The 21,854-nt window shown below is 66.7% G+C and carries 18 protein-coding genes and 1 pseudogene; 8 read left to right on the forward strand and 11 right to left on the reverse strand.

Annotated elements, in window-relative coordinates; genetic code table 11:
* Positions 1-13: 13 nt before the first annotated feature.
* Genes EA796_RS06480 through EA796_RS06500 form a run of 5 tightly spaced genes read right to left on the reverse strand, consistent with a single transcriptional unit; the run spans position 14 to position 4,159 of the window.
* Entirely contained in the window at positions 14-286 is a 273-nt protein-coding gene (locus EA796_RS06480) for a DUF2160 domain-containing protein (RefSeq protein WP_021445159.1), read from the reverse strand.
* A gap of 12 nt (positions 287-298) precedes the next feature.
* Positions 299-1,099 carry a carbohydrate ABC transporter permease gene (locus tag EA796_RS06485; RefSeq protein WP_021445160.1) on the reverse strand — a complete coding sequence of 267 codons (801 nt, stop codon included), beginning with the start codon at positions 1,097-1,099 and terminating at the stop codon, positions 299-301.
* An 8-nt stretch (positions 1,100-1,107) separates the two neighbouring features.
* Positions 1,108-1,971 (reverse strand): carbohydrate ABC transporter permease, encoded by an 864-nt coding sequence (locus EA796_RS06490; RefSeq protein ID WP_045735967.1) that lies wholly within the window; start codon positions 1,969-1,971, stop codon positions 1,108-1,110.
* On the reverse strand, positions 1,968-3,065 hold the full coding sequence (locus EA796_RS06495) for an ABC transporter ATP-binding protein (protein WP_122107987.1): 1,098 nt from the start codon (positions 3,063-3,065) through the stop codon (positions 1,968-1,970). Before EA796_RS06495 ends, EA796_RS06490 begins: the two co-directional genes overlap by 4 nt.
* The gene (locus EA796_RS06500) at positions 3,065-4,159 is read right to left on the reverse strand and encodes an ABC transporter ATP-binding protein (protein WP_021445163.1); all 1,095 of its coding nucleotides are present in this window, start codon (positions 4,157-4,159) and stop codon (positions 3,065-3,067) included. The genes EA796_RS06495 and EA796_RS06500 overlap by 1 nt, the downstream gene beginning before the upstream one ends.
* 260 nt (positions 4,160-4,419) lie before the next feature.
* On the opposite strand from EA796_RS06500, the gene EA796_RS06505 reads away from it, so the two are divergent.
* From EA796_RS06505 to ampC, 3 genes are all read left to right on the forward strand, one after another.
* A complete protein-coding gene (locus tag EA796_RS06505; protein ID WP_122107988.1) occupies positions 4,420-6,258 on the forward strand; it encodes a sigma-54-dependent Fis family transcriptional regulator in 1,839 nt (612 codons plus the stop codon).
* Between the two features lie 13 nt (positions 6,259-6,271).
* Positions 6,272-7,078 (forward strand): alpha/beta fold hydrolase, encoded by an 807-nt coding sequence (locus tag EA796_RS06510; protein WP_122107989.1) that lies wholly within the window; start codon positions 6,272-6,274, stop codon positions 7,076-7,078.
* A gap of 107 nt (positions 7,079-7,185) precedes the next feature.
* Positions 7,186-8,364, forward strand: a complete 1,179-nt coding sequence (gene ampC, locus EA796_RS06515) for a class C beta-lactamase (protein WP_122107990.1) — start codon at positions 7,186-7,188, stop codon at positions 8,362-8,364.
* 55 nt (positions 8,365-8,419) lie between these two features.
* Here ampC and EA796_RS06520 read toward each other — a convergent pair whose 3' ends face one another.
* Complete coding sequence (locus EA796_RS06520) at positions 8,420-9,055, reverse strand: DUF2459 domain-containing protein (protein ID WP_122107991.1); 636 nt, start codon at positions 9,053-9,055, stop codon at positions 8,420-8,422.
* A 73-nt stretch (positions 9,056-9,128) separates the two neighbouring features.
* On the reverse strand, positions 9,129-11,921 hold the full coding sequence (locus tag EA796_RS06525) for an AMP-binding protein (RefSeq protein ID WP_256679176.1): 2,793 nt from the start codon (positions 11,919-11,921) through the stop codon (positions 9,129-9,131).
* Positions 11,922-12,102: 181 nt separating this feature from the next.
* Here EA796_RS06525 and EA796_RS06530 point away from each other — a divergent pair, with 181 nt between their 5' ends.
* Positions 12,103-13,380 carry an MFS transporter gene (locus EA796_RS06530; RefSeq protein ID WP_122107993.1) on the forward strand — a complete coding sequence of 426 codons (1,278 nt, stop codon included), beginning with the start codon at positions 12,103-12,105 and terminating at the stop codon, positions 13,378-13,380.
* Positions 13,381-13,431: 51 nt separating this feature from the next.
* Here the strand turns inward: EA796_RS06530 and cysS are convergent, their stop codons facing one another.
* Together cysS and EA796_RS06540 are read right to left on the reverse strand one after the other, a co-directional pair.
* On the reverse strand, positions 13,432-14,817 hold the full coding sequence (gene cysS / locus EA796_RS06535) for a cysteine--tRNA ligase (RefSeq protein WP_122107994.1): 1,386 nt from the start codon (positions 14,815-14,817) through the stop codon (positions 13,432-13,434).
* Positions 14,818-16,485, reverse strand: coding sequence for a glutamine--tRNA ligase/YqeY domain fusion protein (locus EA796_RS06540; RefSeq protein ID WP_122107995.1), 1,668 nt, complete (start codon positions 16,483-16,485; stop codon positions 14,818-14,820).
* Between the two features lie 160 nt (positions 16,486-16,645).
* Between EA796_RS06540 and EA796_RS06545 the strand changes: the two genes are divergently transcribed.
* Both EA796_RS06545 and lpxH read left to right on the forward strand, forming a co-directional pair.
* Complete coding sequence (locus EA796_RS06545) at positions 16,646-17,143, forward strand: peptidylprolyl isomerase (RefSeq protein ID WP_021445885.1); 498 nt, start codon at positions 16,646-16,648, stop codon at positions 17,141-17,143.
* 4 nt (positions 17,144-17,147) lie between these two features.
* Positions 17,148-17,900: a UDP-2,3-diacylglucosamine diphosphatase gene (gene lpxH, locus EA796_RS06550; protein ID WP_122107996.1), complete on the forward strand. Its 753-nt coding sequence runs from the start codon at positions 17,148-17,150 to the stop codon at positions 17,898-17,900.
* A gap of 98 nt (positions 17,901-17,998) precedes the next feature.
* Here the strand turns inward: lpxH and EA796_RS06555 are convergent, their stop codons facing one another.
* A complete protein-coding gene (locus tag EA796_RS06555; protein ID WP_021445887.1) occupies positions 17,999-18,652 on the reverse strand; it encodes a tRNA-(ms[2]io[6]A)-hydroxylase in 654 nt (217 codons plus the stop codon).
* 157 nt (positions 18,653-18,809) lie between these two features.
* On the opposite strand from EA796_RS06555, the gene EA796_RS06560 reads away from it, so the two are divergent.
* Positions 18,810-19,673, forward strand: coding sequence for a universal stress protein (locus tag EA796_RS06560; RefSeq protein WP_122107997.1), 864 nt, complete (start codon positions 18,810-18,812; stop codon positions 19,671-19,673).
* Between the two features lie 128 nt (positions 19,674-19,801).
* Here EA796_RS06560 and EA796_RS06565 read toward each other — a convergent pair whose 3' ends face one another.
* On the reverse strand, positions 19,802-20,278 hold the full coding sequence (locus EA796_RS06565; RefSeq protein ID WP_031303887.1) for a DUF1289 domain-containing protein: 477 nt from the start codon (positions 20,276-20,278) through the stop codon (positions 19,802-19,804).
* A gap of 404 nt (positions 20,279-20,682) precedes the next feature.
* On the opposite strand from EA796_RS06565, the pseudogene EA796_RS06570 reads away from it, so the two are divergent.
* Positions 20,683-21,854: pseudogene (locus EA796_RS06570) on the forward strand (aconitate hydratase B); the annotation flags it as partial.

Raw genomic sequence — 21,854 nt, forward strand, 5'->3', positions numbered from 1 at the left:
GTGGCAGCCCGGCTCAGCCCCAGCGCATGACTGCGCACAACCACAACAGTGATAGCAGCGAGGCTATCCACACGCTCCAGTCGGTCACGCCTATCACCAGCAGGTGCAGGTAGGCGCTGCCGAGCAGACCGATAAACAGCCGATCGCCCCGGGTGGTGGCAATCGGCAGAAAACCCTTGCGCTCGACGCACGGCCAGCGCAGCTCCACCAGCGTCATGCCAGCCAGCAGCACGGCGATGCCGCCGAAGAACAGCGCGGTCGGTAGAGTCCAGGCCATCCAGCTCATGACGAACCTCCCTTACACGCGGCCGAGGGCGAAGCCCTTGGCCACATGGTTGCGAACGAACCAGATCACCAGCATCCCCGGAAGGATGGTCAGCACCCCGGCGGCGGCCAGCACGCCCCAGTCGATGCCCGAGGCGGACACGGTACGGGTCATCACCGCCGCGATGGGCTTGGCGTCCACCGAGGTCAGGGTGCGCGCCAGCAGCAGCTCGACCCAGGAGAACATGAAGCAGAAGAAGGCGGTGACGCCGATGCCGGAGCGAATCAGCGGAATGAAGATCTTCACGAAGAACTTGGGAAAACTGTAGCCGTCGATATAGGCCGTCTCGTCGATTTCCTTGGGCACGCTGGACATGAACCCCTCGAGAATCCACACCGCCAGCGGCACGTTGAACAGGCAGTGCGCCAGCGCCACGGCGATATGGGTGTCGAACAGGCCGATGGACGAGTACAGCTGGAAGAACGGCAGCAGGAACACCGCCGGCGGCGCCATGCGGTTGGTCAGCAGCCAGAAGAACAGGTGCTTGTCGCCGAGGAAGCGGTAGCGCGAGAAGGCATAGGCCGCCGGCAGCGCCACGCTGAGCGAGATCAGGGTGTTGAGGCTGACGTAGTACAGCGAGTTGAGGTAACCCTCGTACCAGCTGCGGTCGGTGAAGATCACCCGGTAGTTGTCCAGGGTAAAGTTCTGCGGCCACAGGCTGAGCCCGCCGAGGATCTCGGTATTGCCCTTGAACGACATGTTCAGCAGCCAGTAGATCGGCACCAGCAGGAACAGGAAGTAGAGCAGCAGCACCAGGCGTTTGCGCAGCATCATGGTCGGCCTCAGCGGGTTTTGTCGTCGTGGGTCATGGCGGTGTAGAACAGCCAGGACACCAGCAGGATGATCAGGAAGTACACCAGCGAGAACGCCGCCGCCGGGCCCAGGTCGAACTGGCCGATGGCCATTTGCGTCAGGGTCTGACTGAGGAAGGTGGTGGCGTTGCCCGGCCCGCCGCCGGTGAGCACGAAGGGCTCGGTGTAGATCATGAAGCTGTCCATGAAGCGCAGCATCACCGCGATCAGCAGCACGCTTTTCAGCTTGGGCAGCTGGATATGGCGGAACACCGCCCAGTTCGACGCGCGGTCGATGCGCGCCGCCTGGTAGTAGACGTCGGGAATGGCGCGCAGCCCGGAATAGCACAGCAGCGCCACCAGCGAGGTCCAGTGCCAGACGTCCATGATCAGCACCGTCACCCAGGCGTCCATGGTGTTGGAGGCATAGTTGTAGCTGATGCCCAGCTTGTTCAACACCCAGCCCATCAGGCCGATGTCGGCGCGGCCGAAGATCTGCCAGATGGTGCCGACCACGTTCCACGGGATCAGCAGCGGAATGGCCATCAGGATCAGGCACAGCGAGGCCCAGCGCCCGCGCGTCGGCATGCACAGGGCGATGGCGATGCCCAAGGGAATCTGGATCAGCAGCACGCAGGCGGAGAAGATGAACTGGCGCAGCAGCGAGTCGTGCAGGCGCGGGTCCTGCAGCACCTGGCGATACCAGTCGACGCCGACGAAATAGCGCGTGGACGGATCGAAGATGTCCTGCACCGAGTAATTGACCACCGTCATCATCGGCACGATGGCGCTGAACGCCACCAGCAGGAACACCGGCAGCACCAGCCACCAGGCCTTGTTGTTCTGCACCCTCATGGCGCCACCTCCACCAGGTAGTCTTCGGCGTAGAGCATCAGCCACTGCGCCGGGAAGCTCAGGTACACCTGCTCGCGCGGCACCGGCTGATCCTCCTGCAGGCGCGCCTTGAGCACCTGGCCGTCGAGGTCGAAGGTGAGGATCTTGTAGGTGCCGAGGTCCTCGACGTGCAGCACCCGACCGCACAGCGCGTCTTCGTAGGCGCCATCCCAGACGTGGACGAACTCGGGACGGATGCCCACCTGCAGGCGCTTGCCCTCCAGTTCGGCCAGGCGTCGATTGAGCCCCTCGGTCAGCGGCAGCACGGTATTGGCGAAGCGCACCCCGCCCTCGCAGCGCTGCACCTCGATCAGGTTCATGCCCGGACTGCCGATGAAGTAGCCGACAAAGGTGTGCCCGGGGCGCTCGAACAACTCGCGCGGCGTGCCGAACTGGACGATCTGCCCGCCGTACATCACCGCGATCTTGTCGGCGAAGGTGGAGGCCTCCAGCTGGTCGTGGGTGACGTAGACCATGGTGATATTGAACTGCTCGTGGATCTGCTTGAGCTTGCGCCGCAGCTTCCACTTCAGGTGCGGGTCGATCACCGTCAGCGGCTCGTCGAAGAGGATCGCCGACACGTCGTCGCGCACCAGGCCACGGCCCATGGAGACCTTCTGCTTCTCGTCGGCGGTGAGGTTGCGCGCCTTCCTGTGCAGCAGCGGATGCAGTTCCAGCACCTCGGCGATCTCGTGCACCTTGCTCATCACCCGCGCTTCGTCCAGGCCCTGGTTGCGCAGCGGGAAGGCCAGGTTGTCGAACACCGTCATGGTGTCGTAGACCACCGGGAACTGGAAAACCTGGGCGATGTTGCGCTGCTGCGGCGACAGCGCGTTGACCGCCTTGCCGTCGAACTGCACCTCGCCCTGCGACGGGCTGAGCAGGCCGGAGATGATATTGAGCAGGGTCGACTTGCCGCAGCCCGACGGCCCCAGCAATGCATAGGCGCCGCCCTGCTGCCAGACGTGGTTCATCTCGCGAATTGCATAGTCTTCAGGCGCTTTCGGCACGCCGCTGTAGCTGTGCGCCAGGTTGTGCAGACGAATCTCGGCCATCAGGCGGCCCTCCCCTGACGACGGCTGGGCGCCTGCACCAGTTGCCCGTCGGCGGCGAAGACGAACAGCTTGTGGGTGGGGATATAGATGAGGATCGGCGCATCCACCGCGTACTCGTGCACCCCGGGTAGGTGCAACACCAGCACGAACTGCTCGTTGCGCACGTGGAGGAAGGTTTCCGAGCCGCTGATCTCGGCCAGCTCGACGGTCACGGCCAGCTCCAGGTCGTCGTCGTTGGACGGCACCAGGCCGATATGGCTGGGCCTGACGCCGAAGCGGTACTCGCCCTCGGCGATGCCGCGCAGATCGGGGTTGAGCGGAAAGTGCACGCAATCGGCGAAGCTCACCTCGGTGCCACTGATGCGCCCCGGCATCAGGTTGATCGCAGGTTCCGAGAACAGCTCGGCGGCCAGCACCTGCTGCGGGCGATGGTAGACCTCGGCGGTCCTACCGCTCTGCACCACCCGTCCTTCGTGCAGGATGGTGGTGGTGCCACCCAGGGCCAGCGCCTCGTTGGGCTCGGTGGTGGCGTAGATGGCGATGGTGTGGCGCGCCTGGAACAGCTCGCGCATTTCCTGGCGCAGCTCCTCGCGCAGCTTGTAGTCGAGGTTGACCAGGGGTTCGTCGAACAGGATCAGCGAGGCATCCTTGACCAGCGCCCGCGCCATCGCCGTGCGCTGCTGCTGGCCGCCGGACAGCTCCAGCGGGTAGCGCGCCAGCAGCTTGTCGATGCGCAGCATGCGCGCGGTGGCCTCGACCTTCTCGACGATCTGCTCCTTGGCCACCCCAGCCTGGCGCAGCGGCGAGGCAATGTTCTCGAACACCGTCAGGGTCGGATAGTTGATGAACTGCTGGTAGACCATCGACACATTGCGCTGGCGCACCGGCACACCGGTGACATCGGCGCCGTTCATCAGCACTCGCCCGCTGCTGGGGCGATCCAACCCGGCCATCAGGCGCATCAGGCTGGTCTTGCCCGCCAGGGTGCGGCCGAGCAGGACGTTGAAGGAGCCGGGTTCGAAACTCAGGCAGGCATCGTCGATATGCACCTGGCCGTCGACGATACGGGTGACGTGTTCGAGCTTGAGCGACATGGCCTGTCCTTTTTCTTGTCGTGCCATTCGGTTTCGAACACCTACAGCGACAAGCGTGCCAGACCGCCAAGAATCTGGATATCTATCTGTTCCAGAAGAGAAATAAGCGCAGGTTCGGGTTGCTGGGCGATGTTCGACTGAACACTTTTGAACAGTCGAATGTGAACAACTGAACAATTCGTTCGTTGACTTTGAACAGTGTTGAACGAGACTGGACCCATCGCGACGCAGATCGCGAACCGACAAGAAGAGATCGCACCATGACAGAAGCTGCCCGTGCCCCGGCGCACGACACCATCATCCAGGAGTCCTGGTCGCGCTGTCGTGACTACGGTCTGACCCACCAGAGCACGCCGCGCTTCGATCCGCCGCCCCCCGGCGAACTCTCGGCCCTGCTGGAAAGCCGCCAGGCCCTGGTGCAGACCACCCACCAGGAGGTGCTGCCCTACTACGGCACCATCCTCGCCAACTCCAACTGCCTGATCATGCTGGCCGACGAACAGGGCCGGCTGCTGCAGTCCTGGGGCGACCGGCGCTTCATCGAGCCGCGCCAGGCCGCCGGCTTCGTCGCCGGCGCCAGCTGGCTGGAGCGCTACACCGGCACCAATGCCATCGGCACCGCACTCGGTTGCGGCCAGGCCGTGCATATCCAGCACGACGAGCATTTCCTCAAGGCCAACCGCTTCATGACCGGCTCGGCCTCGCCGATCTTCGACGAACAGCGGCGCATGATCGCCGTGCTCGACGTCTCCAGCGACAGCTACCTGCCGCCGGCGCATACCCTCGGCATGGTCAAGATGATGAGTCAGTCGGTGGAGAACCGCCTGATCCTCAAGCTGTTCGCCGACCAGTACCACCTGCTCAGCTTCAACACCAGCCTGGACAACCTCGACAGCCCCTGGGCCGGCCTGGTGGTGTTCGACGAACAAGGCCATGTGGTCTCGGCCAACCGCCGCGCCGATAACCTGCTCGGCCAACCGCTGGCCTACGGCGCCATCGAGCAGCTGTTCGACGTGCCCCTGCAACAACTGCTCAACCAGCCGGACGGCCAGCCATTCGGCCTGCGCACCAGCGGCCAGTTGCGTTTCCATGCGCGGATTCGACGCCCGGCGCGGCCGGCACCGATCCAGGCCCGCGATTTCCGCCCACAGCCCGCGCCGCGCCCCAGCGGCGAACCCGAGCTGCATGCGCTGAGCCTGGGCGATGCGCGGATGGACAAGGCCATTCGCCAGGCCGAACGCCTGCTGGAGAAGGACATCCCGATCCTGGTGCAGGGTGAAACCGGCGCCGGCAAGGAGGTCTTCGTCAAGGCCCTGCACCGTGCCAGCTCGCGCGCCAGCCACCCCTTCGTCGCGGTCAACTGCGCGGCCATTCCGGCGGAACTGGTGGAATCGGAGCTGTTCGGCTACGAAAAGGGTGCCTTCACCGGCGCCAGCCAGAAGGGCCATGTCGGCCTGATCCGCAAGGCGCACAAGGGCACCCTGTTTCTCGACGAGATCGGCGACATGCCGCTGCGGGTGCAGGCCCGTTTGCTGCGCGTGCTGCAGGAGCGCTGCGTGCAGCCGCTGGGTAGCAGCGAACAGCATCCGGTGGACGTGCGGCTGATTTCCGCGACCAACCGCCCGCTGCGCCAGGACGTCGACAGCGGTCAGTTCCGCGCCGATCTGTACTACCGTATCAGCGGGCTGAACCTGGAACTGCCGCCGCTGCGCGAACGCAGCGACAAGCAGGCGCTGTTCCAGCGGCTGTGGGAGCAGCACCGCGAACCCAAGCAATGGGCCGGACTCAGCCGCGAGGTGCTGGAACTGTTCCAGCGTCATCCCTGGCCGGGCAACCTGCGTCAGCTCAGCAGCGTGCTGCGCGTGGCGCTGGCCATGGCCGACGACCAGCCCATCCGTGCCGAGCACCTGCCGGACGACTTCTTCCTCGATCTGCCGGCGAGCGCACCCGGTGCGGCGCAGGCATCGTCGGTCGAGCCCAGCGATCTGGCCAGCCAGTACCGCGCCTGCGGCGGCAACGTCTCGGGCCTGGCGCGGCGCCTGGGCGTCAGCCGCAATACCCTGTACAAGCGCCTGCGCGAGCAAGGCGTGCGCGTCTAGCGCGGGAGGTTGCATGCCACACGAAGCCTTCTGTCGCGAGGCCGGCAACGGCCCGGCGGTGGTCTGCCTGCACGCCAACGCCAGCAGTTCCAGCCAGTGGCAAGCGCTGATGGAGCGCCTGGCGCCCGACTATCGAGTCCTCGCGCCCGACGCCTACGGCGCCGGCAAGAGTCCGGACTGGCCGTCGGATCGGCAGATCAGCCTGGGCGACGAAGTCGAGCTGATCGAGCCGCTGCTGGCGAAGGCCGGCGCGCCGCTGGCGCTGGTCGGTCACTCCTACGGCGCGGCGGTGGCCCTGCTCGCTGCCCTCAGGCACCCCGAGCGGATCGCCGCGCTGGTGCTCTACGAACCGACGTTGTTCGCCCTGATCGATGCCCGGCAACCGCCGCCCAATGCCGCCGACGGCATTCGCGCGACAGTGGCGCAATCGGCGGCCGCTCTGGATGCGGGCGATCCCGCGGCGGCCGCCGAACACTTTATCGACTACTGGATGGGGCCCGGCAGCTGGCGGCAGATGCCAGAGCGGCGTCAGGCACCCATCGCCGCCTCGATGCGCAACGTGCGCCGCTGGGCTTATGCACTGCTCAGCGAGCCCACAGCGCTGGCGGCCTTCACCACGCTGCGCGTGCCGGTGCTCTACCTGCTCGGCGAGCGCTCGACCGCCGCCGCGCACGCGGTGGCCGAGCTGTTGCTGGCCAGCCTGCCCCGGGTCGAGCGGCTTGAATTCGCCGGTCTCGGCCATATGGGCCCCGTCACGCACCCGCAGCCGGTCAACGAGGCGATTGCAGCCTTTCTCGCCCTGCATCACCCTGTACGCTGACCTCACCGGCTAGCATTGGCGACGCCGCCGCATCGCCAGCGTCGCGCTAGCGAGCGTGCAAAACTTGACAATTCACCTTATATAAACTCAATAAATAATTGATTTTAATGAAATTAAAAATCCTAGAATCTACTTTAAGTCGCCTGCGTGCAGCATTCCTGCTGGGCTTGCTGCTCGGCGCCGGCGACGCCCTGGCCGGCAGCACGGCGAAGCAGCAGATCGAAACGGCGGTGAACGCCATCATTGAACCGCTGATGGCCGAGCACGCCATTGCCGGCATGGCGGTCGCCCTGAGCGTCGAGGGCCGGCGCTACACCTTCAACTACGGCCTGGCCTCGAGGGAAACGGGGCAAGCCGTCGACGACGCCACCCTGTTCGAGATCGGCTCGGTCAGCAAGTTGCTCAGCGCCACGCTGGGCGCCTACGCCGCGGCCAGCGGCAAACTCGACCTGCACGACAGCGCCAGCCAGCACCTGAGCGAGCTGCGCGGCGGCCCCTTCGAGCAGATCAGCCTGCTCGAACTGGCCACCTACAGCGCCGGCGGCCTGCCCCTGCAGTTTCCCGAACAGGTGCTGGATCGCGCGTCGATGCTGGCCTATTACCGCAGCTGGCAACCGAGCTATGCCGCCGGCACCCAGCGCCTCTACTCCAACCCGAGCATCGGTCTGTTCGCCCACCTGGCCGCCGCCAGCCTGGGCGAGCCTTTTGCCGAATCGATGGAACGGCGGCTGTTTCCGGCCTTCGCCCTGACGCAAAGTTATATCCAGGTACCGCCCTCGCGCCTGCCCGCCTACGCCCAGGGCTACGACAAGGCGGATCAGCCGGTGCGGGTCAACCCCGGCATGCTGGACGCCGAGGCCTATGGGGTAAAAGCCAGCGCGGCGGATCTGCTGCGTTTCGTCGAGGCCAACCTGCACCCCGAGGCGCTACCCGAGCCCTGGCCGCGCGCCGTGGCGATGACCCAGACCGGCTATTACCGGGTCGGCGACATGAGCCAGGGCCTGGGCTGGGAGCGCTACGCCTACCCCATCGACCTGGCGCGCCTGCAGGCCGGCAACTCCGCGGACATGGCACTGCAGCCACAGGCCATCGAGCGCTTCGACGCGCCCATACCCGCCACAGGCGACCTGCTGCTGAACAAGACCGGCTCGACCAACGGCTTCGGCGCCTACGTCCTGCTGCTGCCGGCACGGGACATCGGCCTGGTGCTGCTGGCCAACCGCAACTACCCCAACGCCGAGCGGGTGCGGGTGGCCCTGCAGATACTCGACGCGCTGCCGCGCTGAATGACACTGCAGCCCGGATGCAATCCGGGCAGGCGCCGACTGCAGGCTGGCGCGGTCACGGCGCTTGGCAGATGAAACCCGCCAGCGCCGGGCGCCGCAGCTGCCTCATCAGCCCGGATGCGGTCAGCGGCGAACCCTCGCCGAGCGGCAGCCCGGCCGCCGCCAGCGCCTCGGCGACCCAGGTGTTGCAGGTATTGAGCAGCGAGTAGCGGCCATTGGCCCGGTAGAAGCGACTGTGCCCGTACAGGCCGGGGCCGAGCGCTTGCGGCCGGCCTTCGGCATCCAGGGCGAAGCCGGCCAGCAGGTAGTCCAGCAGGCGCTGGTAGCCCGCCTCGTCCAGCGCCAGGGCCATCTGCCCGCCAGTCGGCCGCGCGGCCAGCTGCACCAGGTGCAGCACGCTGTCGCCCGACCAGAACAGCGCCTGCACGCCCTGAGCGAAACCGGCATCCGGGTTGCGGTAGAAGCCCTCGTCGCCCCAGCCCAGCTCGATAAAACCCGTGCCTGGGAAGTCCTCAGCCAGGGCCGGCAGGCGCTGCAGCAGGTCGGCCGCCGGCAGCAGCAGGCCGGCGTGCAGGCCGTGGTCGACCACCTGCACCGCCCTGCGCGGGGCGCAATCCGGCGGCGCCTGGGGAGGCTCGGGCGCGGTGGCGCAGCCGAGCAGCAGCACGACAAACAGCAACGGAATGCGCATAGGCGGTCGACTCGCAGCCAGGATCAGGCTCAACCATAAGCCAGATCCCGCCCATCCGTGCACGCGGGCCGCGCTAACCAAAGCGTGGCACCCGCTCGCCCTCCTCCAACCGCTGCAACAGCGCCGCACGGGTCGCGTCGCGCAGGCGGATCGCCTCCAGCCAGCTGTTCTGCTGCGCCCTCAGCGGCGCACAGAACTCGACCCGCAGCGAACTCCGACGAGGCAACCAGTGACCGTCGCGCAGCCACTCGCGCGTACCGCCGATGGCCAGCGGCAGCAGCTCGGCGCCACTGCGCGCGGCCAGGACGAAGGCACCCATGCGCAACGGCCGCAGCCCCGGCTCGGGGCCGAAGGTGCCCTCGGGGAAGATCACCAGCGACTCGCCTGCCGCCAGCGCCGTCAGCAGTGCCTCGGCATCGGCGGCGCCACCGCGCGGGTCGACGCGCTCGACGAAGTGGGCGCCGAGCCGGCGCAGGAAACGCCCGGCGATGCGCTGTTCGGCCAGCTCGCGCTTGGCGACGAAGGCGAACTGCGGCGGCAGCACGGCGCAGAGCAGCAGACCGTCCAGGTAGCTGGCATGGTTGGCGGCCAGGACCTGTACCGAAGCGGTGGACAGCCGCTGCAACCCGCCGACCGCCGGCGACACGCCGGACAGCGCGAGGTACAGGCGCGCCCCGGCCCGCGCCCCGGCCCGCGCCCACAGACGAGACCAGCGCCGCCGCGGCAGCAGGGCCACGCCGAGCCAGGTCGGCGCCGCCAGCAACGCGAACAGCAGCCAGCAGTACAGGCCATAGAGCCACGCGCCGGCATCACGCCAGCTGCGCCGCAGCTGCCCGCGCAGGCCCTGGCCGACCAACCGCAGCAGCTGCCGCCAGACCGCCAGACGCGGCCGGCCGATTTCGCCGCGCTCGAAGGCCTCGCGGCAGGCCGCGCGGCGGATCTTGCCGCTGGAGGTCTTCAGCACGCTGTGCGGCGGCGCCAGGACGATGTCGTCCGGCGGCACGCCGGCCAGCTCGAGCACCACGCGGCTGACCTCCTGCTGCAGTTGCCGACGCCGCCCGGCCTCCTGCTCCAGGGTTTCCGCCAGCACCACCAGGCGCTCCGTGCCACTGGCCGGATCCTGGCTGCCGAACACCGCGACGCAGCCCTTGCGCAACCCCGCCAGGTTGCCCACCGCGGTTTCCAGGTCGTAGGGGTAGATATTGCGCCCGGCGCGGATGATCAGGTCCTTGGCGCGCCCGGTCAGGTAGACCTCGCCGCCGGCCATGTAGGCCAGGTCGAGCGAGTCCATCCAGCCGTCGCGCAGGACCCGGCGGGTTTCCTCCGGGTTGCGCAAGTAACCGGTGCTGGTGGACGGGCCGCTGAACTGCAGGTGCCCTTCGCGGCGCTCGGGCAGCTCGACGCCGCGCTCGTCGACGATGCGAATGCGGTGCCCCGGCAACGGCCGGCCGCAGGCGACGAAATGCAGCACCGCGTCATCCTGCGCGCCCGCCGGCCGCGCCTCGCCGCGGCGCTGGAACGCCTCGCGCTGCACCCGGTCGACCAGCAGCCCGCGGCCCAGGGGCGGAAAGGCCACGCCCAGGGTCGCCTCGGCCAGGCCGTAGACCGGGGTCTGCGCGGCCGGGGCCAGGCCGTAGCGGGCAAAGCGCTCGGCGAAGCGCCGCAGGGTATCCGGGTTGACCGGCTCGGCGCCGTTGCAGGCCAGGCGCCAGCAGCTCAGGTCGAGGCCCTCCAGCTCCGCCTCGGACAACTTGCTCAGGCACAGTTCGTAGGCGAAGTTGGGCGCCGCCGACAGCGTGCCGCGCAAGCGATGGATGGTCCACAGCCAGCGCGCCGGGCGGGCGAGGAAGGCCAGCGGCGACATCAGCGCCAGGCGCACGCCGTGGTACAGGCTGCCCAGCCAGGCGCCGATCAGGCCCATGTCGTGGTACATCGGCAGCCAGCTGACGAACACATCCTGCGGCCCCACCTGCAGGGCCTGGCCCATGGCGCGCAGGTTGGCCAGCAGGTTGGCGTGGCTGACCATCACCCCCTTGGGCTGGCCGGTGCTGCCCGAGGTGTACTGCAAGAAGGCGAGGTCCTGCGCGCCCCTGGGCGGCGTGACGCAGCCGCCGCCCTCGCCGGCCAGTTCGGCGACGCTGGCGATACGCCGCAGGCTCGGCACCTGCGGGCGCAGCAGGCGGGCCAGCAGGCGCGCCTCGCTCACCGTGATCAGCAGCCGCGCCTCGGCGTTGGTGAGGATGCCGACCTGGCGGCGCAGGTGCTCCTCGATCTGCGACAGGCGCAGGGGCGGATAGATGGGCACGGGCACCCCGCCGGCCAGCAGGATGCCGAAGAAGGCGTAGAGAAAGTCGCGCCCGGTGGGCAGCATCAGCGCCACCGCCTGTCCCGGCCGCAGGCCGCCGAGCTGCAGGCCGGCGGCCACCGCCTGGGCGCCGCGGTGCAGAGCGCCGTAGCTGATGTCCTCTTGCTCGTCGCCCTCGCCCAGCAGGTGCACGTGGGTGCGTTGCGGGTGGCGGCGCGCGTGCCACTCCAGCACCTGCATGAGGGTCTGCGCCGTCGCCGGCACTTGGGCGGTGTCCGCCTCGGTGTCGGGCGCGACGACGGGCGACGCGGCGGCCGCCGGCGCAGTGCGCCCCTGCAGCGCCCGCAGCAGGTCGGCGGGGGTCTCGGCACTGGCGAACAAGCTATCCGGCAGGCGCACGCCGAATTCCTGCTCGATGCGCGCCCACAACTCGGCGCGGGCCAGGCTGTCCAGGCCCAGATCGCGATCCAGCACGCTGTCCAGGCACGGTTGCAGCGCAGTCGCGGCCTGCGGGCGCAACTCGCTGACGGTGCGCCGCACGATCTCCAGCAGGCGCTCCACATCCCTTTCGCAACCCGGCGCGGCCTTGGTTGACGGTGGCGGACGAGACATCGGCGACCCTCACAGGTTGTGTAGGTCAGTGGCCATTATGCGCCCAATAGGCAAGATGGGCGTCCCGCCTGACGAGACGGCCACCCCCGGCTAGGCTTGCAGCTACCAACGCGATGAAAGAGAGAGCCGCATGCCAAGCAGTCTCGCCCCCGGCGTACGCCGCCGAGAAGTCTGGGCCTGGGCAATGTTCGACTTCGCCAACTCCGGCTACACCACGGTGGTGATCACCGCGGTGTTCAACGCCTACTTCGTCGCCGTGGTGGCCGGCGGCCAGGCCTGGGGCACCCTGGCCTGGACCAGCGCAATCGCCCTGTCCTATGCCCTGATCATCCTCAGCGCGCCGCTGCTCGGCGCCTATGCCGACGCCCTCGCCTGCAAGAAGCGCCTGCTGCTGGTCAGCGCCCTCGGCTGCATCCTGTTTACCGCGGGGCTGGCACTGGCCGGGCCGGACACGCTGGTCGTTGCGCTGATCTTTATCGTGCTGTCGAACTTCTGCTTCGGCACCGGCGAGAACCTGATCGCCGCCTTCCTCCCCGAACTGGCCCGACGCGAGGCGCTGGGCCGGGTCTCGGGCTGGGGCTGGGGCTTCGGCTATATCGGCGGGCTGGTCAGCCTGGGCGCCTGCCTGGCCTACGTGACTTGGGCCCAGGCACAGGGTCAGGGCGCGGAGCAGTTCGTGCCGGCCTGCATGCTGATCACCGCAGCGTTGTTCGCCATCGCCTGCACGCCCACCTTTCTCTTCCTGCGCGAGCGCAGCCGGCCGCAGCTGGGCGCCGCCACCGGCGCACGGGCGGCCTGGGCACGCCTCGCCCATACCCTGGGCGAGGCCGGGCGCTACCGCGACCTGCTGCGCTTCCTGCTGTGCACCGTGTGCTACCAGGCCGGCATCTCGGCGGTGATCACCCTGGCCGCCATCTATGCCGACCAGGTCATGGGCTTCAGCACCCAGGACACCCTGCTACTGATCTTTGCGGTGAACGTCACCGCCGCCATCGGCGCCGTGCTGTTCGGCTGGCTGCAGGACCGCATCGGCCACCGCGCCACCCTGAGCCTTACCCTGCTGGGCTGGATCGCCATGATCGGCCTGGTCTGGGCGGCCCAGGGGCCGGGGCTGTTCTGGCTGGCCGCCAACCTCGCCGGCCTGTGCATGGGCGCCAGCCAGTCGGCCGGGCGTGCCATAGTCGGGCTACTGGCGCCGCCGACGCGCCTGGCGGAGTTCTTTGGCCTGTGGGGCCAGGCGGTCAAACTGGCGTCCATCCTCGGCCCCATGACCTATGGCCTGACCAGTTGGCTGTCGGGCGGCGACCATCGCCTGGCGATGCTGATCACCGGCAGTTATTTCGTCATCGGCCTGCTGATCCTGGCCAGCGTCGACCTGGAGCGCGGCCGGCGCGCGGCGCTGGCATAAACGACAAGGGCCGCTCGAAAGCGGCCCTTGTCGTGCTACCCGAACAATCTGTTACTCGGCCAGGCGCCAGCTGGTGCCGCCCTTGCCGTCTTCCAGCACCACGCCCATGGCGGTGAGCTGGTCGCGGATGCGGTCGCTCTCGGCCCAGTTCTTCTCGGCGCGGGCCGCAAGGCGCGCGGCGATCAGCGCTTCGACCTCGGCGGCGTCGACCTTGCCGGCGGCGCCGGCCTGCAGGAAGGCATCCGGCTCCAGCTGCAGCACACCGAGCACGCCGGCCAGCTGCTTGAGCTGGGCGGCCAGGCCGGCGGCAGCCTGGACGTCGGTCTCGCGCAGGCGGTTGACCTCGCGAATCATCTCGAACAGCACGGCGCAGGCTTCCGGCGAGTTGAAGTCGTCATCCATCGCCGCGCCGAAACGCTCGACGAAGGCTTCGCCGCCGGCAGGTGCCACTTCCGGCAGCCCCTTCAGGCCGTTGTAGAAGCGCTCCAGGGCGCCCTTGGCTTCCTTGAGGCTGTCTTCGGAATAGTTGATCGGGCTGCGGTAGTGGCTGGACACCAGCAGGTAGCGCACCACCTCGGGGTGGTACTTCTCCAGCACCTCGCGGATGGTGAAGAAGTTGCCCAGGCTCTTGGACATCTTCTCGCCGTCCACGCGCACCGCGCCGGCGTGCATCCAGGCCTTGGCGTAGAGCTTGCCGGTGGCCGCCTCGCTCTGCGCGATCTCGTTCTCGTGGTGCGGGAACACCAGGTCCGGGCCGCCGCCGTGGATGTCGAAGGTCTCACCCAGGCAGCAGGTGGACATCACCGAGCACTCGATGTGCCAGCCCGGCCGGCCCTTGCCCCAGGGCGAATCCCAGCTCGGCTCGCCGGGCTTGGCGCCCTTCCACAGCACGAAGTCCAGTGGGTCCTGCTTGATCTCGTCGACTTCGATACGCGCGCCAATCTTCAGCTCGTCGATCTTGCGGCGCGACAGCTTGCCGTAGCCTTCGAACTTGCCGACGCGGTAGTACACGTCGCCATTGCCCGGGGCGTAGGCGTAGCCCTTGTCGATCAGGGCCTGGATCATCTGGTGCATGCCGGCGATATGGCCGGTGGCGCGCGGCTCGATGTCCGGGCGCAGCACGGACAGGCGCGCCTCGTCCTCGTGCATGGCGGCAATCATGCGCTCGACCAGGGCCTCGAACGGCTCGCCGTTCTCCTGCGCGCGCTTGATGATCTTGTCGTCGATATCGGTGATGTTGCGCACATAGGTCACGTCGTAGCCGCGCTGGCGCAGCCAGCGGGTGACCACGTCGAAGGCCACCATCACGCGGGCGTGGCCGATATGGCAGAAGTCGTAGACGGTCATGCCGCACACGTACATACGCACGCTGTTGCCTTCCAGCGGCTGGAAGGCGTCCTTGGTCTTGCTCAGGGTGTTGTAAATGCTCAGCGCCATTTACTGCCCCCAGGAATCGCGCAGGGTGACAGTGCGGTTGAACACCGGCTTGCCCGGCTGCGAATCCTTCAGGTCGGCGACGAAGTAGCCTTCGCGCTCGAATTGGAAACGCTCTTCCGGCGAGGCCTGGGCCAGCGACGGCTCGGCACGGCAGCCCTTGAGCACCACCAGCGAATCCGGGTTGATGTTGTCGAGGAAGGTCTGGCCCTCCTCGGCCTTCTCCGGGTTGGCCGAACGGAACAGACGATCGTACAGGCGCACTTCGCACTCGACGCTCTCGGCGGCCGGCACCCAGTGGATCACACCCTTGACCTTGCGGCCTTCCGGGTTCTTGCCCAGGGTGTTCTCGTCATAGCTGCAGCGCAGCTCGATCACGTTGCCGGCGGCGTCTTTCACGGCCTCGTCGGCGCGGATCACGTAGCTGCCACGCAGGCGCACTTCGCCGCCCGGGATCAGGCGCTTGAAGCCATCCGGCGGGGTTTCCTCGAAGTCGCTGGCGTCGATATAGAGCTCGCGGCTGAACGGCAGCACGCGCACGCCCATGTCCTGCTTGGGATGGCGCGGCAGTTCGAGGTTCTCGACCTGGCCCTCCGGGTAGTTGGTGATGACGACCTTGAGCGGCTTGAGCACGCACATGGCACGCGCGGCGTTGGCGTCCAGGTCCTCGCGGATGGCGAACTCCAGCATGCCGATATCCACCACGCCGCCGGCGCGGTTGACGCCGATCATGTCGCAGAAGGCGCGGATCGAGGCCGGGGTATAGCCGCGGCGGCGGTAGCCGGATAGGGTGGACATGCGCGGATCGTCCCAGCCATGCACATGGCCTTCATCGACCAGTTGCTTGAGCTTGCGCTTGCTGGTGATGGTGTAGTTCAGGTTCAGCCGGGCGAATTCGTACTGGCGCGGCTGCGCCGGCACCGACAGGTTGGCCAGGAACCACTCGTACAACGGGCGATGGTCCTCGAACTCCAGGGTGCAGATGGAGTGGGTGATGCCCTCGATGGCGTCCGACTGACCGTGGGTGAAGTCGTAGCTGGGGTAGATGCACCACTTGTCGCCGGTCTGGTGGTGATGGGCGTGACGGATGCGGTAGAGGATCGGATCGCGCAGGTTGATGTTCGGCGAGGCCATGTCGATCTTGGCGCGCAGCGAGCGGGCGCCGTCGGCGAACTCGCCGGCCTTCATGCGGGCGAACAGGTCGAGGTTCTCCTCCACCGAGCGCTCGCGGAACGGGCTGTTCTTGCCCGGCTCGGTCAGGCTGCCGCGGTAGGCGCGCATCTCGTCGGCGTTGAGGTCGCAGACGAAGGCCTTGCCGGCCTTGATCAGCTCGATGGCCCAGGCATGCAGCTGGTCGAAGTAGTCGGAGGCGTAGCGCTCGCTACCGGCCCACGAAAAGCCCAGCCACTCGACGTCGGCCTTGATCGCATCGATGTATTCCTGGTCTTCCTTGGCCGGGTTGGTGTCGTCGAAGCGCAGGTTGCACTCGCCGCCGAACTCCTGGGCCAGGCCGAAGTTCAGGCAGATGCTCTTGGCATGACCGATATGCAGGTAGCCATTGGGCTCCGGCGGGAAGCGGGTGACGATCTTGGCGTGCTTGCCGCTGTCCAGATCGGCCTGGACGATGGGGCGCAGGAAGTTGGCGGCTTTTTCGACGGTGGGCTTGCTCATGGGGTCCTTAAGATCATGCTGGCGCGGCGCGAGGGTAGGCCGGCTGGAACAAAGCTCGTATCATACCCAACCCGTCAACCCCCTGACAGCTGCAATGCAGTGGCCGCTCCGGCGCCCGCCCGAGCTCGGTGCCCTGCCCCATTCGAGAGTGAGTCCCCCCATGATCAAACTGCACACCAACCACGGCGTCATCACCCTGAAGCTGTTCGCCGACAAGGCCCCGGAAACCGTGGCCAACTTCGAACAATACGTGAAGGAAGGCCACTACGACGGCACCATCTTCCACCGCGTGATCGGCAACTTCATGATCCAGGGCGGCGGTTTCGAGCCGGGCATGAAGCAGAAGCCGACCCGCGCGCCGATCAAGAACGAAGCCAACAACGGCGTCGCCAACAAGGTCGGCACCATCGCCATGGCCCGCACCATGGAGCCGCATTCGGCCAGCGCGCAGTTCTTCATCAACGTCGCCGACAACAGCTTCCTCAACCACAGCGCACCGACCGTTCAGGGCTGGGGCTACGCGGTATTCGGTGAAGTGGTCGAAGGCATGGACGTGGTCGAGAAGATCAAGGCCGTGGCCACCACCATGAAGGCCGGCCACCAGGACGTGCCGGTGGACGACGTGATCATCGAGAAGGCCGAAGTCGTCGCCGAGTAAGTCGATGATCCTGCTGATCTCCGATCTGCATCTCGAAGAGCAACGCCCGGACATCACCCGGGCGTTTCTGCATTTTCTCGCCACTCGCGCGCGCCAGGCCGAGGCGCTGTACATCCTCGGCGACTTCTTCGAAGTCTGGATCGGCGACGATGGCATGACGCCCTTCCAGCATGAAATCGCCCGCGTGCTGCGCGAACTGAGCGACGCCGGCACGCGCATCTACCTGATGCACGGCAACCGCGACTTCCTCATCGGCCAGCGCTTCTGCCGCGAGGCCGGCTGTACCCTGCTGAAGGATCCCAGCCTGGTCGAAATGGCCGGAGAGCGCGTGCTGCTGATGCACGGCGACAGCCTGTGCACCCTGGACGTCGGCTATATGAAGCTGCGTCGCTGGCTGCGCAACCCGCTGTCCTTGCTGATCCTGCGCAACCTGCCACTGGGCACCCGACAGAAGCTGGCGCGCAAGCTGCGCAACGAAAGCCGCGCACAGACGCGGATGAAAGCCAGCGAGATAGTCGACGTCACGCCGGCGGAGGTGATGGAGGTGATGGCCGCGCACGGCGTGCGCACGCTGATCCATGGCCATACCCACAGGCCGGCGGTGCACGAACTGGACGTGAACGGCCAAGCGGCGCGGCGCATCGTGCTGGGTGACTGGGATCGCCAGGGGTGGGCGCTGCAGGTCGATGACGAGGGGTTCAACCAGGCGCCGTTCGAGCTGACGCCCACGACGCCCGACAGCCATACGACCTTGTAGGAGCGGCTGGGCGGCATTCCGCTTCAGCCGCGAACGCGCCCATCACTTCGCGGCTGAAGCCGCTCCTACATGTTTTGTGCGCGTTTTCCCGCCCGCTTTCAGGCCGGCACACCGCTATGGAAACGGAACTGCTCGTCCGCCGAGGTGATCAGCTCCTGCTCCACCGCGCGCACCACTTCGATACGCGCATCCACGTCGGCTGAGTCGCCATACAGGTAGGCGAGCTTGAGATAGCCCCGATAGTGGCGCCCTTCACTCTCCAGCAGCCCGGCGTAGAACTTGGCCAGTTCGGCATCCAGGCGCGGCACCAGGGCGGCGAAGCGCTCGCAGGAACGCGCCTCGATAAAGGCGCCGATCACCAGCACATCCACCAGCCGCTCCACTTCCCCGCCCCGCAGCAGCGCGCGCAGGCCGGCGGCGTAGCGCGAAGCGGAAACGTGGCGAACCTCGATGCCGCGGCCGCGGATGATCTTGCTCACCTGCTCGAAGTGCACCAGCTCCTCACGGGCCAAACGCGACATTCTCGCGGTCAATTCGGTCTTTGTCAGGTAGCGCCCCATCAGGCTCAGGGCCGTCTGCGCCGCCTTGTATTCCAGATTGCGGTGGTCGAGCAGGAGGATTTCCTGCTGGCGCAGGGCCTCGTCCAGCCAGGCCGCCGGGGTGGCGACGCCGCCAAGAAACTCGAGGATTTCCTGCAGGATCGACGCGCTTTCCTCGCCTTTACTCGGAATATGCTGGGCAATTGACATCATCAGGGGGCGCTCTCGAACGCTGGCGGGGTTGGCAATGGCGGGCCATTATACGAGTGAGCGCCAAGACGGCCAGCGCGCCGTTGATGCAGGTCAACAAGCCCGTCAACCGCGCACCGCTATAGTTGAATAAGTGCCACTCATTCTCAGGGAGACGACCATGCAAGCGATCCGCAGCATCCTGGTGGTAATGGAGCCGCAGCACCCGGAGGGCCTCGCGCTCAAGCGCGCGAAACTGATAGCCGGAGTCACCCAATCGCGCCTGCACCTGCTGGTGTGCGACAAGAAGGGCGAGCACAGCGCCTGGCTCAACGACCTCAGCAGCAGCCTGAGCGAGGAAGGTTTCGCCGTCTCCGCCCAGCAGGCCTGGCACGACAGCCCGCACCAGACCATCATCGCCGTGCAACAGGCCGAAGGCTGCGGCCTGGTAGTCAAGCAGCACCTGCCGGACAACCCACTGAAGAAAGCCATCCTCACCCCCGACGACTGGAAGCTGTTGCGCTACTGCCCAGGCCCGGTGCTGATGGTCAAGACCGACAAGCCCTGGACCGGCGGCACCATCCTCGCTGCGGTGGACGTGGGCAATGCCGACGGCGAGCACCGCACCCTGCACGCCGGCATCATCAGCCACGGCTACGACATCGCCGGCCTGGCCAAGGGCGAACTGCACGTGATCACCGCCCACCCGACGCCGATGCTGTCGGCGGCCGACCCGACCTTCCAGCTCAAGGAAACCATCGAGGCACGCTACCGCGAGCAGTGCAGGAGCTTCCAGGCCGAATACGAGATCGGCGACGATCGCCTGCACATAGTCGAAGGCCCGGCCGACGTGCTGATCCCGCAGATCGCCCACCAGCTCAGCGCCGTGGTCACTGTGATCGGCACCGTGGCACGCACCGGGCTGTCCGGCGCCCTGATCGGCAATACCGCCGAAGTGATTCTCGACTCGCTGGAAAGCGACGTGCTGGTGCTCAAGCCGGACGAGATCATCGCCCACCTCGAAGAGCTGGTGGCGCAACGCTGAAATAAACGCCAGCCAGACAAAAATGCCGCTCGCAAATGCGAGCGGCATTTTTTGTGCGCCGGACAAAAGCCAGGCAGTGGATCGTCGTGCACGAGCTGGCGGATTGCATCCGGGCTACCCACCCGGTCTCACACGCGCAGTTCCAGGCCTTCGCGGAGGAATTTCGGCGCGATATAGCGCTCGTAGTGCGCCTCGGAGAGCAGGAAGAACTCGCGGTCGATGGCGTCACGCAGCTCCGGCAAGGCCCAGCCACGGAACTCGGGCAGCAGCGCCATGCCGTAGGCATCGAGCTGGTTGATCACCCGCGCGCCGCGTGCGATCAGCTGGTAGGCCCAGCAATAGGGCGACTGCTGCGGCACGAAGCGGATTTGCCGCTGCTCCAGCTGGGTGCGCAGGCGCTGCTCGTCGAACACCTCGACCTTGGCCGTCATCACCTGCACCAGCAACACTTCCAGGCGCAGCCAGACGGCGCGCTTTTCCTCGTCGCCGTAGCTGTTCCAGTTGATCACCTCGTGGTGAAAACGCTTGCAACCGCGGCATACCACATCGCCGTAAACGGTCGAGCACAGACCCACGCAAGGCGTCTTGATGCGTTGATTGGACATGGAGAAGCAATATAGACAGCAGGACGGCCGAGCATGTTAGCCCTTTGTCTAAGCAAGATCACCCCCGCCAAGCCCAGGGCTTTGGCTTAACTTTATCCGCGCTTTCCATTAGAATCGGCCCGCCTTTTACGGCGCCAATGTCCGTTGGAAGCTGTTTTCAAAGCGTCACGAGCACAGTCGATCCTGCAGGTACGATGGCGGCGCGGTCACTCGGAGTCCCCCCGAGCCTCTGCGCCCGCCCTCATCAGATACCGTCCTGCCGGCGTAAAACTTTGAAAGCAGCTTCTACAAGAGACTCGTGAAACCTCGGCTGATCGGCTCATAAAGTCGAAAAGCGCCTGGTTCATGGGTATCTGGATCGCGTCCCGGACAACCCTTTGGGACCACTGATGAGGGTAATAACTGTGCTTGAAGCCTATCGCAAACACGTAGCAGAGCGTGCCGCTCAGGGTATCGTGCCCCAGCCGCTGAACGCCGAACAAACCGCAGGCCTGGTCGAGCTGCTGAAAAACCCGCCGGCTGGCGAAGAAGAATTCCTCGTAGACCTGATCACCAACCGTGTACCGCCGGGCGTGGACGAAGCCGCCTACGTCAAGGCCGGTTTCCTCTCTGCCGTGGCCAAGGGCGAAGCCACTTCCCCGCTGATCAGCAAGCAACGCGCCGTCGAGCTGCTGGGTACCATGCAGGGCGGCTACAACATCGCCACCATGGTCGAGCTGCTGGACGACGCCACCCTGGGCGCCGTTGCCGCCGAGCAACTCAAGCACACCCTGCTGATGTTCGACGCCTTCCACGACGTCGCCGAGAAGGCCAAGGCCGGCAATGCCAACGCCAAGGCCGTGCTGCAGTCCTGGGCCGATGGCGAGTGGTTCACCAACAAGCCGGCCATCGCCGAGAAATACAGCCTGGCCGTATTCAAGGTGCCGGGCGAAACCAACACCGACGACCTGTCGCCGGCTCCGGACGCCTGGTCGCGCCCTGACATCCCGCTGCACGCCTTGGCCATGCTGAAAATGGCTCGCGACGGCATCGTGCCGGAGCAGCAAGGCGCCATCGGCCCGCTGAAGCAGATCGAAGAGATCAAGGCCAAAGGCTTCCCGGTCGCCTACGTCGGTGACGTGGTCGGTACCGGTTCTTCCCGTAAGTCCGCCACCAACTCGGTGCTGTGGTTCTTCGGCGACGACATTCCCTACGTTCCGAACAAGCGCGCTGGCGGCTTCTGCTTCGGCACCAAGATCGCCCCGATCTTCTACAACACCATGGAAGACGCCGGCGCCCTGCCGATCGAGTTCGACGTATCGAACATCAACATGGGCGACGTGATCGACGTCTACCCCTACGCTGGCAAGGTCTGCAAGCACGGCACCGACGACGTCATCACCACCTTCGAACTGAAGACTCCGGTGCTGCTCGATGAAGTCCGCGCTGGCGGCCGTATCCCGCTGATCGTCGGCCGTGGCCTGACCGAGAAGGCGCGTGCCGAACTGGGCCTGGGCGCCTCCGACCTGTTCAAGAAGCCGGACCAGCCTGCTGCCAGCACCAAGGGTTTCACCCTGGCGCAGAAGATGGTCGGCAA

Origin of the sequence: Pseudomonas sp. AOB-7, assembly GCF_003696305.1 — a bacterium.
Classification (GTDB): domain Bacteria; phylum Pseudomonadota; class Gammaproteobacteria; order Pseudomonadales; family Pseudomonadaceae; genus Aquipseudomonas.